This window comes from Roseibium sp. AWQ4_254, assembly GCF_056161025.1.
In genome coordinates, this window is record NZ_JBSWYH010000001.1 from 214,743 (window position 1) to 229,053 (window position 14,311).

Here is a 14,311-nt window from a genome sequence, read left to right on the forward strand (position 1 = left end):
ACATGATTTTACTATGTGTTAATTCTGCCAGCCAATGGGGAGGAACCATGAAAATTGCGCTGATCGGTGCTGGAGGCAAAATGGGAGTGCGTCTCTCCCAGAACCTGAAAGGCTCCCGCTACACTGTTGCCCATGTGGAAGTAAGCGAAGCAGGCCAAGCCCGGCTGAAAGAGGCAGTGGGTGTGGACTGCGTGGACCCGGACGCGGCCCTTGAGGGCGCGGAAGCGGTTATTCTCGCTGTGCCGGACACGGCCATTCAAAAAGTGGCCCACGGGATTGCCGACAAGCTGGAGCCGGGCACGATCCTGATCGCGCTGGATGCGGCCGCGCCCTTTGCAGGCCATTTCCCCGAGCGGGATGACATCACCCTTTTTGTTACCCATCCCTGCCATCCCCCGATCTTCAATGATGAGACGGACATGTCCGCCAAGCGGGACTATTTCGGCGGGATCGCGGCCAAGCAGGCGATTGTCTCGGCGCTGATGCAGGGGCCGGAAGAGCATTATGCGGTTGGCGAGGAGATCGCCAGGACCATCTTTCAGCCGATCCTGAGGGCCCACCGGGTAACCGTTGACCAGATGGCGCTTTTGGAGCCGGGCCTGTCGGAAACGGTCTGCGCCACCCTTCTGGTGGTGATGAAGGAAGCCATGGACGAGGTTGTGCGCCGGGGTGTGGATCGGGAGGCGGCGCGGGACTTCCTGCTGGGCCACCTGAACATTCTGGGCGCGGTTGTTATGGAGGAAGTTGACGGCGTGTTCTCGGACGCCTGCAACAAGGCCATTACAAACGGAAAGACGCGCCTGATGCGCGACGACTGGATCGGCGTGTTCAAGCCGGAGGAGATTGCAGAGAGTATCCGGCAGATCACCTGATCCGGCTGCCTCTATGTGAAGACGTAGGCAGGCAGTACACCACGGGCCGTCAGATTCTGGGAGGGACTGGCGGCTGACTTGAGACTTTGTTGGGAGGACAACATGACTTTTACCCGTAGGACACTTCTGGCCGGGGCTGCGCTCGCGGCCACAGCTCTTGCCCCCGCCGCTGCTTCGGCGGCGGATCTGATCGCCATCATCACCCCGTCCCATGACAACCCGTTCTTCAAGGCGGAAGCCGAAGGGGCCCAGCAGCGGGCCGAGGAACTGGGCTATGAGACCCTTGTGCTGGTCCATGACGATGATCCGAACAAACAGAACCAGCTGTTCGACACCGCCATTGCCCGCGGGGCAAAGGCGATCATTCTGGACAATGCGGGCGCTGATGCCACGGTCGCCCCGGTTCGCCGGGCCAAGGAAGCGGGCATTCCGTCCTTCCTGATTGACCGGGAAATCAAGGAAACCGGCATTGCCGTTTCGCAGATCGTGTCCAACAACTATCAGGGGGCCCAGCTTGGCGCAGAGGAATTTGTCCGCCTGATGGGAGAAGAAGGCAAATATGCCGAGCTTCTGGGCCGTGAGGCCGACACCAATGCGGGCATTCGGTCAGCCGGATATCATGATGTGATCGATCAGTATCCTGATATGGAAATGGCCGCACAGCAATCGGCCAACTGGAGCCAGACGGAAGCCTATGAAAAGATGGAAACCATCTTGCAGGCCAATCCGGAAATCAAGGGCGTCATCTCCGGTAACGACACTATGGCGATGGGCGCCTGGGCGGCCTTGAAGGCTGCGGGCCGCACGGATGTGATCGTTGTGGGTTTTGACGGCAGCAATGATGTGCGCGACTCCATTTTGGAAGGTGGCATCAAGGCAACCGTTCTGCAGCCCGCCTACCGGCAGGCCCAGCTCGCTGTTGAGCAGGCGGACCAGTATCTGAAAACCGGATCCACCGGCCAGGATGAGAAGCAGCTGATGGACTGCATTCTGATCACTCCGGCCAATGCACCGCAGCTGGAAACCTTTGCACTGAAATAACCGCCGGGAGGCCGCACCTGCAGCATGCGCGGCCGCTCCCAAAACCGGCGGGGGCGGCTTGCCCTCAAGCCGCCCGCCCATTCTGCAAGGCGGTTTCTATCCAAAGCCTGTCCATTTTGAAATGGCATCAGGGAAACGCTCCAACCCGTTGTTTTCACGCGACTGCGGACGCAAACCGGTGTCTTCTTTTGCTGAAAATCTTTTGGAGCCGGCCGCATTCAGATGGAGCTAAAACTTTTGTCTTTTGTGCTGACATTTCTGGTGGCTGCCAGCGGAAGGCAAATCCAATGAAATGCGATTTGCGCAAATCGGTCTTTGAGACGATCCGGGAGGTTTAACGTGATCCGTGGTCCAGCCCCATCCCCGTTGGCCCCATTCCCGTTGGTATGCGCCGTTTTTGTCGCCGCGCTTGCCCTTGGGGCCTGCAAACTGGAAAAGAACGAGATTGCTGGCAAGGCGCAGGAGCAGACCACAGTCTCCAGCCAGCCGGGCGGCGACATGACCGCGCTGGTGGCTGGGATCTGGGACGAGCAGGTGCTGCCCCATCTTGCCGAGACGGCGACGGATATGAATACCCTTTATCCGGCTTTGCAGCAGGATGTGGACACGGCGGGGGAAAAGAGCGGCTACCGGCCGACCAGTGAAGGCAGCCCATGGAATTTTGCCACCCGGATTGAGGGCACGATCCTGTCTGCCAAGACTGACACACGGGCGGCGACGGCCGATGTGGATGTGACCGGGGATGGCACGGCAGATGTTATCTTGCAGCTTGGCCCGGTGATCCGGGGCACCGCCCTTCGGGATATTCTGCCCTTTGTCGATTTCTCCTCCTTCACGGATCAGATCGAATTTGCAAAACTCTCCCGCGCCCTCAACACCCGCGCCTATGACACGGTGCTCAAGGATGCCCCAAGGGACGCGCTTGCCGGCAAGCATGTGAGGGCGCTGGGCGCCTTCACTGTGCGCGGCAAGGGGCCGCCCTATCTGGTGACCCCGGTGGAGCTGGAGGTCCGGGAGCAATGACGGTGCAGGTTGACGGCAAAGCGGCCGGCGCCGCCTATGCGCCAGGCACGGAGCATCCTGTCGGCCTGTCCGTCAGGGGGGCAAACAAGGTCTATCCGGGTACTCAGGCGCTGAAGGATGTCGATTTTGATGTGCATCTGGGTGCGGTCAATGTGCTGGTGGGCGAGAATGGCGCCGGAAAATCGACCTTGATGAAGGTGATTGCCGGGGTCGAGCAGCTCACCTCTGGCCAGATCCTGATGGAGGGCGAGGTGCTGACCTTTCCCGATACCCGTGCCGCAGCGGCCCACGGGATCGGAATTGTCTTTCAGGAGTTGAACCTTTTTCCCAACCTGTCGGTGGCCGACAACATCTTCATTGCCCGGGAAAAGACAAGGGGCGGGATTGATATTGCCGCCCAGGACCAGCGCGCGGAAGCTGCCGCGCTGCTCAAGCGTCTGGAACATGATATTTCGCCCGACACCATTGTGTCGGATCTGAGGATAGGCGAGCAGCAGATTGTGGAGATCGCAAAGGCTCTGGCTCAGGATGCCCGCATCCTGATCATGGATGAGCCGACCTCTGCCTTGAGCGCTGCGGAAGTGGAGATCCTCTTCCGGGTGATTGATGATCTGCGCAAACGCGGCGTCGGCATTGTCTATATTTCCCACCGGCTGGAAGAGCTGATCCGGATCGGCGACTATATTACCGTGCTCAGGGATGGCCGGAAAACCGGCGCGCGCTCCATGGAGGGCGTGGATATTCCCTGGATCGTCCAGAACATGATCGGAGCGGCCTCCAAGGATTTCGCAAAGACGGTGGAGCATACCTATGGCGCCGAGGTGTTCCGCTGCGAGGACATCTGCCTGAGGGGCAAGGCGGGCGGCTATCTGGTTGACCATGTCTCCCTGTCCCTGAAGGCAGGGGAAATTGTCGGCATTTACGGGCTGATGGGCGCCGGTCGGTCGGAATTGTTTGAATGCATCATGGCTCAGCACCCGGCCTCGACCGGCGCGTTTTACGTGGACGGCAGGCGCCTCGACGAGCCGGATGTGGCCGGGCGGATCGGCCGGGGGCTGGCGCTGATCCCGGAGGACCGGAAGACGGAAGGGCTCGTGCAGATCCTGCCGATCCGGGAGAACATGTCCCTGTCCAGCCTGTGGAGCTTTGCAAAGGGCTTTCACCTGAACCTGAAGCAGGAGCGGTCCGCGGTGGGCCGGTTCGTCAAGGATCTCACCATCAAGATTGCCAGCATGGAGAACCCGGTCAGTTCCCTGTCCGGCGGCAACCAGCAGAAAGTGGTGATCGGCAAGGCGCTGATGACCGCGCCCAAAGTGCTGCTCATGGATGAGCCGAGCCGGGGAATTGATATCGGTGCCAAGGCGGAAGTGTTCCGCACCATGCGGCGGCTGGCGGCCGAGGGCCTCGGCATTCTGTTCGTGACCTCCGATCTGGAAGAGGTCATGTCGCTGTCCGACCGGATCATCGTCATGTCCAATGGGCGGATCACCGGGGAATTTGAGGGCAGCAGCGCAAAAGAAGAAGATCTAATCGCGGCCTCCGCGGTCGGCCATTCTCCAACGGGCGAGACCGGCCCGCTGAACGGGAGACACCAGGGATGACAACACTCACAGATACGCAGCGTCCGGTTGCGGGCGGCGGGCAGCCCTTGATCCTGCTCGTTCTGAAACTGCGGACCTTTATCGCGCTGATTGCGGTTTTTGCCTTCTTTTCCTTTGCGGCGCCCAATTTCTTGAGCACCGCCAACTTTGTCATCATGTCCAAACATGTGGCGCTGAATGCGTTTCTCGCCATCGGCATGACCTTTGTCATCATCACCGGCGGCATTGACCTTTCTGTCGGGTCCATAGTCGGCCTGTGTGGCATGGTGGCGGGCTATCTGATCCTCAATGGGGTTGATCTGGGCATCGGCTATTCGGTCTATTTCAATATTTTCGAGATCATCCTGATCACGCTGGTGGTTGGTGTCGTGGTGGGGGCGATAAACGGGCTCTTGATAACGCGGCTGAATGTGGCCCCGTTCATCGCTACACTTGGCACGCTCTATGTGGCGCGCGGCCTTGCCCTTCTGTCCTCGGACGGGGCAACCTTTCCCAATCTGGTTGGCAATGAAGCCTATGGCTCCACCGGCTTCAATTTTTTGGGCGCGGGCAGTGTTCTGGGCATTCCGGTCTCGATCTGGCTGCTGATCGCTGTCGGGTTCCTGGCCGCCTATATTGCCGGGCGGACGCCGCTCGGGCGGCACATCTATGCGGTGGGCGGCAATGAAAAGGCGGCGGCTCTGTCCGGGGTCAAGGTTAACCGGGTCAAGATGTTCGTCTATATGTTTTCAGGGTTCTGCGCGGCCATTGTCGGACTGGTGATCTCCTCCCAGCTCGTCGCGTCCCACCCGGCCACCGGAGAAACCTTCGAGCTCAACGCCATAGCGGCGGCGGTGCTCGGCGGTACATCCATGTCCGGTGGCCGGGGGCGGATTGGCGGCACCATTGTCGGCGCCTTTGTGATCGGGGTGCTGTCGGATGGTCTGGTGATGATGGGTGTCAGTTCGTTCTGGCAGACCGTGATCAAGGGGCTGGTGATCATTGCCGCCGTGGTGGTGGATCAGGCCCAGCAGAGATTACAGGCCCGGGTGGCCTTGCAGCAGCAGGCTGCGGCTGCGTGAACAGGACGTTGACAGGGGCATAGCCCCGGGAGGACTTATGAAACAAGGCGCTTTGATCGGATGCGGCTTCTTTGCCCAGAACCACCTGCATGGCTGGGCAGATGTGATGGGGGCAGAAATCACTGCCCTGTGCGACCGGGACCCGGAGCGGCTGGAGGCCACGGGGGCGAAATTCGGGATCACGCGCCTTTACCGGGATGCGGCCGCGCTGTTCAAGGCTGAAGCGCTTGACTTTGTTGACATCGCCACCACGGTTCAGACCCACCGCCCACTGGTAGAACAGGCGGCGGATGCCGGGCTGCATATCATCTGCCAGAAGCCCTTTGCCGATACCATGGAGGATGCCGGCAAGATGGTCGAGGCGGCAGGGCAGGCGGGCGTGACCTTGATGGTGCATGAGAATTTCCGCTGGCAGTTGGCCATCCGCACGGTGCGGGAGGTTCTGGACAGCGGTGCAATCGGCGCACCTTTCTGGGGGCGGGTCAGTTTCCGCTCCCATTACGACGTTTATTCGGGCCAACCCTATCTGGCGACCGACGAGCGCTTCATCATTCAGGATCTGGGCATTCACATGCTCGATATTGCCCGGTTTCTCTTCGGGGACGCAAAATCTCTCACGGCCAGCACGCGGCGGGTCAATCCTGCGATCCGGGCCGAGGATGTGGCCACGGTCTTGCTGGTGCATCAGAGCGGCGTGACCAGCATTGTGGATTGCAGCTACGCAACGGCGCTGCCCCGGGAAAACTTCCCCGAAACGCTGCTGGAGATCGACGGCAGTGCAGGCACGCTGCGTCTGATGCCGGATTACCAGCTGGTGGTGCATAGCCAGGGCAGAACCGGGGAGCGCCAGATTGCGCCGCCCCTGCTGCCCTGGGCCGAGCGGCCCTGGCACAATATTCAGGAAAGCGTCTTCAACATTCAGCAGCATTTCATCGATTGTCTTGAGACTGGCAAAGAGCCGGAAACCTCAGGCGCCGACAATTTGAAGACTCTGGATCTGGTGGAAAGCGCCTACCGTTCGGCGCAGGAAGGCAGCCTGACGATCGATCTGACCGGAGGCGTCTGATGGAGGCCGGGACCGCCTTTGATCTTTATGGCACGGCCGAGCCACCGGCCCCTTACCGTCTCCTGCGGGCGGGACCTCTGGAGGTCCGGTTCGAGGAAGGAAATCTGCGCTATGTGCGTTTTGAGGGACTGGAGGTTCTGCGCGCCATCTCCTATGTGGTGCGGGACCGGGACTGGGGCACTTTGGCGCCGGAGATCGACGAACCGGAAATCGTTGAAGAGGCAGAAGGGTTTCGGGTTGCCTATCGCGCCACCTTTGACCACGGGGGCGCGCGGCTCACGGTCGAGACAGAGATCCGCGGCGCTGCGTCCGGTCATCTCAGCTTTACTGCCAAAGCCTTTGCGAACGGGCCGTTTGAGACCAACCGCTGCGGCTTCACCATCTTGCATCCGATTGACGGGGTGGCCGGAGCGCCGGTGCTGGTGGAGCAGTGTGACGGAACCTTCAACGAGACGGAATTTCCCGACCTGATCGATCCCTGGCAGCCCTTCAAATCCATCCGGGCGCTGACCCACTCTCCGGGCAAGGGGCTGACGGCCTGCTGCCGGATGGAAGGTGACGCCTTTGAAATGGAGGATCAGCGCAACTGGTCCGATGCCTCCTACAAAACCTATGTCCGCCCGCTCGAATTGCCCTGGCCCTATATGTTGCCTGACAAGGAGAGCTTTGAGCAATCCGTCACGCTGACCCTCAAGAAAGACCCGTCCTTTTCCACTCCGCACGGGGCCAGGCTGCAGCAGGACGAAGAGGTGATCCAGGTGGCCCCAGGGGAGGACACCGGAGCGCTGTTTCCGAAAATCGGTCTGCTGGTGGATCCGGAAGACGTAGAGGCCGTTCTCCCCCATCTGGATCTGGTGCAGGAGGTCGCCCCGCAGGCGTTGCTCTGCCATCTGGACCCTTCGAAAGGACATGATGGGGAAGCGCTTAGCCGGTTCCTGACGCTTCAGGCAGCGGTTCCGGCCACCATCGATCTGGAATATGTGGTGGCCTGTGACGGGGATCTGAGGGAAGAGTTTTCGCGCCTGCGGGACTGGGTTGGCCAAAGCGGTCTCAAGCTGGCTTCGCTGATGGTCTGTCCCTCCGTTGACCGTCAATCGACGCCGCCGGGCAGCAAGTGGCCTGACTGTCCGCCCCTGAAGGACATTTACGCGGCCGCCCGGCAGGCCTTCCCTCAGATGGTTCTGGGGGGCGGTATGGTCAGCTATTTCACGGAGCTGAACCGCAAGCGCCCGCCGCTGGATCTGCTGGACTTTGTCTCCCACGGCACCAATCCGATCGTGCATGCGGCCGATGATGACAGCGTCATGGAAACCCTGGAAACCCTGCCGCATATCACCCGGTCTGTGCGGGCGGTCATCGGCCGGGATATGCCCTACCGGCTGGGGCTGACCAGCATTGGCATGCGCCAGAACCCATATGGGTCGCGCACATTCGCCAATCCGCATCAGAGCCGGATTTGTATGAGCCATGAGGATCCGCGACAGCACGGCCGCTTTGCCTCTGCCTGGACGCTTGGCTATGCGGCCCGGGTCGCTCCGGCCGGGATCTCCCAATGGGTTCCGGCCTCGGTTGCCGGGCCAAGAGGCGTGATTGGCGGACCCGGTGGCGGGTTGCTGCCGGTGGGCCAGACCGTGGCCGCTCTGGCAGGCCTGAGCGGGGCAAAGGTCCATGCGGTCACGAGCAGTGCGCCGGACAGGCTGGCGGTGCTGGCTGTGGACCGGGGCAGAGGGAGTGAACTTCTTGCCGCCAACCTTACTTGCGAAACACTGAAGGCCGCGTGGCGGGGGACTGTGGTTCTAAAGCCTTTTGAAATCCTGTGGCTTTAGGGGCGGGCCAACCGGAGCGCTCTCGCGGCGGAGCCGATCACGGGTATAGTGCGGCCAGACGGAAAGGGGGCGAATCGGCGGGTCATGGCAAACTGGAACGGCGCGGAAGCCGGTGACGATAAGATTGTCCGGCGCAAACTTTCCGATCAGGTGTTTGACCGCTTGCGCGAAATGATCGTTCGCGGGGAACTTGCCCCGGGCGATCCGATGCCGTCCGAGCGGGAATTGATGCAGCGCTTCGGAGTTGGCCGTCCGGCCGTGCGCGAAGCAATGCAGACTATGCACACCCAGGGCCTCATTTCGATTTCCCAGGGCGAGCGCTCGCGGGTCAGTGAGCTCTCCGCAGATCTTGCCTTCCGGCAGATGGATCTGGTCGCCAGAATGCTGCTGTCCTCGTCCTCCGACAATCTGGAACATCTGAAGGAAGCAAGGGGCTTTTTTGAAATCGGCATGATCCGGATTGCCGCTGAAGCGGCCACGCCGGACGACGTTGCAGAGCTCAAGCAACTGGTGGCGGATCAGGAAAATGTGCTGGGGTCGCCGCCGGACTTCATCAAGGCCGATATGGCCTTTCATCACAAGATCGCGTCCATGTCCGGCAACCCGATCTTTGCGGCTGTCAGCGACGCCATGCTGAAATGGCTGTTCACCTATCATATTGATCTGCTGATCTGGTCCGGGCGGGAAAACGTGACCCTGGAAGAGCATTCCAGGATCGTTGCCTGCATCGAAAGCGGCAATGTCCAGGATGCGGAAACCGCCATGCGCTCTCACCTGAACCGCTCACAGGACCTCTACCGCCACCATGTGTGATGCGGGACCAGCCGCTGGTCCACAGCAGCCGGCGGGGGGATCCAGCAGCGAAAACACAATGTAACATGTTAGAAAGTTGAGCCTTGGCCCTTGCTCCCGAAGCGCTGGCTTCGTAAGGATAAAGCGTGTTGTGGGGCTGTTCCGCACTCAGTGCTGTTCTGGAGGAGGGCCCGGAACAGGTTCTGTTGCAGCAGGCCCCGAGACCGGTCCCGCCTTTACGTCAGATCCGTCTCTTGTGAGGTGGCATCTTCTTGATTGAACACGACATCTAAGGTCCGGGCCGCGCGCGCCTTGATCCAGCACCTGCCGCCGTTCCGGCTGTCATTGCGGGCCGGAGCGTGGCGGGCGTCTTTCAGAATTGGAAAATGTGAGACAATGAGCACCGAATTGAACTTGCCCGGGGAGGGTGTTTTTGTTGTCCGGGTCTGGCGCCCGGATCTGGCAGGTCCGTCCGTTTGTGCCTTGCGCGGCGCGGATGTGGTGGATGTCACAAGTCCGGAGGTTGCCACCATGCGCGACCTTCTGGAGCTGGACAGCCCCGCCGGGTGGGTGCGTAGCGCACCCGGAGAGCGGGTCTGCTCCCTGGACGAACTGGTTGACAATTCCCGCGAAACCCCGGATCCGTCCCGGCCCTTTTTGCTGGCACCAGCCGATCTCCAGGCTATCAAGGCCTGCGGTGTAACCTTTGTGGCCTCCATGCTGGAACGTGTGATTGAGGAACAGGCCAAGGGAGACCCCAGCAAGGCAGAGACGATCCGCACGCGCTGCACCGCCATTATCGGCGACAGCCTCCGCTCTGTTGTGCCGGGCTCCGAAAAGGCGGCGCAGCTCAAGGAGGCCTTGATTACCGAAGGCGTCTGGTCCCAGTATCTGGAGGTCGGGATCGGCCCCGATGCGGAGGTTTTTACCAAGGCGCAGCCTCTGTCAGCAGTTGGCTGGGGGGCCTCTGTCGGGCTGCATCCGGTCTCCACCTGGAACAATCCGGAACCGGAAGTGGTGCTGGCCGTGGACAGTTCCGGGACGGTCAAGGGGGCAACCCTTGGCAATGACGTCAATCTGCGCGATGTGGAAGGCCGCTCCGCGCTGCTGCTCGGCAAGGCCAAGGACAACAATGGCTCGACGTCCATCGGTCCAGCGGTCCGCCTGTTTGACGGAACTTTTTCCATGGACGATGTGCGCGCACTGGAACTGGACCTGACCGTAACAGGGTCAGACGGTTACCGTCTGACCGGACAGTCCTCCATGTCGGAAATCAGCCGGGACCCGCAGGATCTGGTCCGTCAGGCCTGCGGCCGCCACCACCAGTATCCGGATGGGTTTTTCCTGTTTTTGGGCACACTGTTCGCGCCGACGGAGGACCGGGATACGCCCGGAGAAGGCTTCACCCACAAATTGGGGGATCTTGTTGCAATTTCGTGTCCTGAGCTGGGTACGCTTTCGAACACGGTCCGGCTCTCAACCGAGTGCCCGGAATGGACTTTCGGAACCCGCGCGCTTATGCGCAATCTTTCAACTCGCAAGCTGATCTAAAGGACAACAAGATGCTGAGCGGAAAAAACCTCATCGACGGGGAATGGATCTCAGGCGACGGAACTTTTCAGTCGCAGCCGGCGGACGGTCCGTCGCATAGCTTTTCTGAAGCGTCCGAAGCGGATGTGGACCGGGCCTGCCAGGCCGCAGAAGCGGCCTTTGCCGCCTATAGCACCACAAGCCGTGAGGAACGCGCCGCGTTCCTGCACAAGATCGCCGATGAAATCGAGGCGCGGGGCGACGCGCTGACTGAAGCCGGAACCCAGGAAACGGCTCTCCCCGCAGCCCGGCTTCAGGGCGAGCGCGGCCGCACCACCGGCCAGCTGCGCCTGTTTGCCGACTATATCCTCAAGGGCGATTATCTGGACAAGCGCCATGATGAAGCCTTGCCGGACCGCCAGCCCCTGCCGCGTCCGGAGCTTTACATGGTGCAACGGGCCGTTGGGCCCGTCGCCGTCTTTGGGGCGTCCAACTTCCCGCTGGCGTTTTCGACCGCGGGCGGGGATACCGCCTCAGCGCTGGCCGCCGGTTGTCCGGTTGTCGTCAAGGGCCATCCGGCCCATCCTGCCACAGGAGAGATCGTTGCCCAGGCGATCGACGCGGCTGTCAAGGCTTGCGGCCTGCCATCCGGCACATTCGGCTTCCTGCAGGGCACGACCCACGCGCTCGGCCAGGGCCTGGTTCAGCATCCGCTCATCAAGGCGGTCGGCTTTACCGGCTCGCTGCGCGGCGGACGTGCCCTGTTTGACCTGTGTGCCACCCGGCCGGAACCGATCCCCTTTTTCGGCGAACTGGGCAGTGTCAACCCGGTGTTCCTGCTGCCGGAGGCCATGGCGCAACGCGCGGCGGCCATTGGCGAAGGCTGGGCAGGTTCGCTCACCATGGGGGTGGGCCAGTTCTGTACCAATCCGGGGATCGTTGTGGTCAAGGCCGGGGCTGAATGTGAGGCCTTCACCGCAGCTGCACTGAAAGCGCTGGACGCCGTCGGGCCTCAGACCATGCTGACCGACGGTATCGCCGCCGCCTGCCGCTCCGGTCAGGAGCATCTGGGCAGCCAGGTGGGCGTTGAAACACTCTTTACCGGAACCGGCGAAGGCCGTGCGGCGGCGCCGTCCGTGTTCAAGACCGGCGCAGAAACGTTCCTGAGCAATGAAGCTCTGCAGGAAGAGGTCTTCGGGCCGGTTGGCCTGATTGTCACGGTGGCGGATGACGACGAGATGCGGAAGGTCGCGGCAAGCTTTGGCGGCCAGCTGACGGTTACCTTGCAGATGGAAGACGGTGATCTGGCAGTTGCCCAGTCCCTGCTGCCGATTGTGGAGCGGGTGGCCGGGCGCATTCTGGTCAACGGCTTTCCGACTGGTGTGGAAGTGGCGGAGGCCATGGTCCATGGCGGGCCGTACCCGGCCTCGACCAATTTCGGCGCGACTTCGGTCGGCACCATGGCGATCCGCCGCTGGTTGCGTCCGGTCTGCTATCAGAACCTCTCCGAAGCCCTGCTTCCGGCCGATCTGAAAGCCTGATCGCGGCGGCTCTCAGGGAAAACAAAAAGGCGGGGGCAGCCGCAGGGCTGCCCCCGCCTTTTTCTTTGAGGGCGCTGGCTCAGCCGCGCCCGACAAACGGCATCTTGGTGGCCATCACAGTCAGCGTCAGAACATTTGCATCCAGCGGCAGGCTGGCCATATAGACCACCGCATCGGCCACATGGGTGGCATCGATGGTCGGCTCGGGGGCCAGCTCCCCATTGGCTTGCGGCACACCGCCGCTCATTTTCGCAGTCATGTCGCTGGCCGCATTACCGATATCGATCTGGCCGCAGGCAATATCGAAAGGCCGCCCGTCCAGGGAGGTGGATTTTGTCAGGCCGGAAATGGCGTGTTTGGTCGCCGTGTAGGGCGCTGAATTCGGCCGCGGTGTGGTGGCCGAAATCGACCCGTTATTGATGATCCGGCCACCTTTCGGGCTCTGGGCCTTCATCAGGCGGAACGCCTGCTGGGTGCACAGAAACGCGCCGGTCAGGTTGGTGGCCACGACCCGGTTCCATTCCTCGAAGCTGATCTCTTCCAGAGGCACGGGCGAATTGCCGATCCCGGCATTGTTCACCAGAAGGTCAATCCGGCCGTGTTTCGACTGCAGGGTGTCGAACAGTACTTTCACCGAACCGGCATCGCCGACATCGCAGGTCAGCCAGCTGACCGCATTGCCGGTTTCGCCCGACAGCGCCTCGGCTGCCTGTTTCAGTACCGCTTCCCGGCGTCCGGTGATGACAACACTCCAGCCGGCAGAACTCAGCGCCCTGGAGACGGCCTTGCCAACTCCCGTGCCGCCGCCGGTCACCAGGGCGATCTTGCCTGTTCCGCTCTGTGTTTGTGTGCTCATGCGATGGTTCCTCCCAATTCGTCCTCGATATGAATGCGGATTATGTCGTCAAAGCTCTGTTCGGCCTGAAATCCAAGGGAAAGCGCCCGGCTGGCGTCAAAATCCCGGGGCCATCCGGCAACAATCTGGCGGATCTGCGCATCAGGCTCCCGGCGGATCAGCTTCACAGCTTTCTCTCCGGCGGTTCGCCGCAAAGCGTCGATTTGCTCGCCCACTGTGGCGGACAGTCCGGGCATGGACAGGGTGCGGCGGGCGCCAAGCGTGTCCGTTGCCAGCGTGGCGGCATGCACACAAAAGCCGACGGCTGCGCGCGGGCTGGCAAACCAGTGGCGCACATCCTCGTCCACCGGCAGGACCGCTTCCTGTCCGGCCAGTGGTTCGCGCAGGATGTTGGAGAAAAAGCCTGACGCGGCCTTGTTGGGCTTGCCCGGGCGGACGCAGATGGTCGGCAGGCGGAGGCCGATCCCATCCAGGAAACCCTTGCGGCTGTAATCGGCCAGAAGCAGTTCACAAATTGCCTTTTGCGTGCCGTAGCTGGTCAGCGGGGTGGTGAAGAACTCATCGTCAATCTTGTCCGGGAATGGCTCGCCAAATACGGCAATCGAGGAGGCGAAGACCACGCGCGGGCAATAGGGCGCGCTCTGGCCGTGGCGGCGGATCGTCTCGAACAGCTGGTGGGTGCCGGCCAGATTGATGGCATAGCCCTTGTCGAAATCTGCTTCTGCTTCCCCCGACACGATAGCGGCCAGGTGGAAAATCATGCCGGGCCGCTCTGCCAAAAGCGTTTCAATATCTTCCGCACGGGCCAGATCTAGGGTGAGGGCGGATGTGATGTCTTTCAGTGGCGGCGGAATCTGCGGGGCGATCACATCGGCCAGTGTGAGCCGGGTCAGCGGGGTGCCGAAAAGGTCCGGGTCCTGTGCCAGCCGCTCCACGAGCTTGCGGCCTATCATCCCGGCGGCGCCGGTCACGAGTAAATGCATCCTGGATGCTCCTCCCTGTTTTTCTCCCTGGGCATCAGCCCTAAGCTAGACAGGGGAAGGGCAGCAAGTCCATTTGCAACCTGGAAAGACCTGCCGGAAGACGAATTTGCGGGAGCGGG

The 14,311-nt window shown here is 61.6% G+C and carries 12 protein-coding genes; 10 read left to right on the forward strand and 2 right to left on the reverse strand.

What is annotated here, in order from left to right:
* Window positions 1-47: 47 nt before the first annotated feature.
* The 10 genes from ACXAIC_RS00965 to ACXAIC_RS01010 all read left to right on the forward strand — a co-directional run bounded on the left by ACXAIC_RS00965 (window position 48) and on the right by ACXAIC_RS01010 (window position 12,353).
* A complete protein-coding gene (locus ACXAIC_RS00965; protein WP_475172630.1) occupies window positions 48-872 on the forward strand; it encodes a phosphogluconate dehydrogenase C-terminal domain-containing protein in 825 nt (274 codons plus the stop codon).
* Between the two features lie 102 nt (window positions 873-974).
* Complete coding sequence (locus ACXAIC_RS00970; protein WP_475172633.1) at window positions 975-1,913, forward strand: substrate-binding domain-containing protein; 939 nt, start codon at window positions 975-977, stop codon at window positions 1,911-1,913.
* Between the two features lie 339 nt (window positions 1,914-2,252).
* On the forward strand, window positions 2,253-2,936 hold the full coding sequence (locus ACXAIC_RS00975) for a DUF2291 family protein (protein ID WP_475172636.1): 684 nt from the start codon (window positions 2,253-2,255) through the stop codon (window positions 2,934-2,936).
* A complete protein-coding gene (locus ACXAIC_RS00980; protein WP_475172638.1) occupies window positions 2,933-4,537 on the forward strand; it encodes a sugar ABC transporter ATP-binding protein in 1,605 nt (534 codons plus the stop codon). The genes ACXAIC_RS00975 and ACXAIC_RS00980 overlap by 4 nt, the downstream gene beginning before the upstream one ends.
* Window positions 4,534-5,598, forward strand: coding sequence for an ABC transporter permease (locus ACXAIC_RS00985; protein WP_475172641.1), 1,065 nt, complete (start codon window positions 4,534-4,536; stop codon window positions 5,596-5,598). Before ACXAIC_RS00980 ends, ACXAIC_RS00985 begins: the two co-directional genes overlap by 4 nt.
* 37 nt (window positions 5,599-5,635) lie before the next feature.
* Window positions 5,636-6,664: a Gfo/Idh/MocA family protein gene (locus ACXAIC_RS00990; protein ID WP_475172642.1), complete on the forward strand. Its 1,029-nt coding sequence runs from the start codon at window positions 5,636-5,638 to the stop codon at window positions 6,662-6,664.
* Window positions 6,664-8,490: a D-apionate lactonase gene (gene apnL, locus ACXAIC_RS00995; protein ID WP_475172644.1), complete on the forward strand. Its 1,827-nt coding sequence runs from the start codon at window positions 6,664-6,666 to the stop codon at window positions 8,488-8,490. Before ACXAIC_RS00990 ends, apnL begins: the two co-directional genes overlap by 1 nt.
* Before the next feature lie 84 nt (window positions 8,491-8,574).
* Complete coding sequence (locus tag ACXAIC_RS01000) at window positions 8,575-9,303, forward strand: transcriptional regulator NanR (protein ID WP_475172646.1); 729 nt, start codon at window positions 8,575-8,577, stop codon at window positions 9,301-9,303.
* Between the two features lie 375 nt (window positions 9,304-9,678).
* Window positions 9,679-10,833: a fumarylacetoacetate hydrolase family protein gene (locus ACXAIC_RS01005; RefSeq protein WP_475172648.1), complete on the forward strand. Its 1,155-nt coding sequence runs from the start codon at window positions 9,679-9,681 to the stop codon at window positions 10,831-10,833.
* An 11-nt stretch (window positions 10,834-10,844) separates the two neighbouring features.
* Complete coding sequence (locus ACXAIC_RS01010) at window positions 10,845-12,353, forward strand: aldehyde dehydrogenase (NADP(+)) (RefSeq protein ID WP_475172651.1); 1,509 nt, start codon at window positions 10,845-10,847, stop codon at window positions 12,351-12,353.
* Between the two features lie 79 nt (window positions 12,354-12,432).
* Here the strand turns inward: ACXAIC_RS01010 and ACXAIC_RS01015 are convergent, their stop codons facing one another.
* Entirely contained in the window at window positions 12,433-13,209 is a 777-nt protein-coding gene (locus ACXAIC_RS01015; protein ID WP_475172653.1) for an SDR family oxidoreductase, read from the reverse strand.
* On the reverse strand, window positions 13,206-14,192 hold the full coding sequence (gene denD / locus ACXAIC_RS01020) for a D-erythronate dehydrogenase (protein WP_475172656.1): 987 nt from the start codon (window positions 14,190-14,192) through the stop codon (window positions 13,206-13,208). Before denD ends, ACXAIC_RS01015 begins: the two co-directional genes overlap by 4 nt.
* Between the last annotated feature and the right edge of the window lie 119 nt (window positions 14,193-14,311).

What these genes read in the sequence shown, in the direction of transcription:
- ACXAIC_RS01000 (WP_475172646.1), top strand. Translation starts at nt 8,575, where the DNA reads ATGGCAAACTGGAACGGCGCGGAAGCCGGTGACGATAAGATTGTCCGG.
- ACXAIC_RS01005 (WP_475172648.1), top strand. Translation starts at nt 9,679, where the DNA reads ATGAGCACCGAATTGAACTTGCCCGGGGAGGGTGTTTTTGTTGTCCGG.
- ACXAIC_RS00970 (WP_475172633.1), top strand. Translation starts at nt 975, where the DNA reads ATGACTTTTACCCGTAGGACACTTCTGGCCGGGGCTGCGCTCGCGGCC.
- ACXAIC_RS00965 (WP_475172630.1), top strand. Translation starts at nt 48, where the DNA reads ATGAAAATTGCGCTGATCGGTGCTGGAGGCAAAATGGGAGTGCGTCTC.
- denD (WP_475172656.1), bottom strand. Translation starts at nt 14,192, where the DNA reads ATGCATTTACTCGTGACCGGCGCCGCCGGGATGATAGGCCGCAAGCTC.
- ACXAIC_RS01010 (WP_475172651.1), top strand. Translation starts at nt 10,845, where the DNA reads ATGCTGAGCGGAAAAAACCTCATCGACGGGGAATGGATCTCAGGCGAC.
- ACXAIC_RS00985 (WP_475172641.1), top strand. Translation starts at nt 4,534, where the DNA reads ATGACAACACTCACAGATACGCAGCGTCCGGTTGCGGGCGGCGGGCAG.
- ACXAIC_RS00990 (WP_475172642.1), top strand. Translation starts at nt 5,636, where the DNA reads ATGAAACAAGGCGCTTTGATCGGATGCGGCTTCTTTGCCCAGAACCAC.
- apnL (WP_475172644.1), top strand. Translation starts at nt 6,664, where the DNA reads ATGGAGGCCGGGACCGCCTTTGATCTTTATGGCACGGCCGAGCCACCG.
- ACXAIC_RS01015 (WP_475172653.1), bottom strand. Translation starts at nt 13,209, where the DNA reads ATGAGCACACAAACACAGAGCGGAACAGGCAAGATCGCCCTGGTGACC.
- ACXAIC_RS00980 (WP_475172638.1), top strand. Translation starts at nt 2,933, where the DNA reads ATGACGGTGCAGGTTGACGGCAAAGCGGCCGGCGCCGCCTATGCGCCA.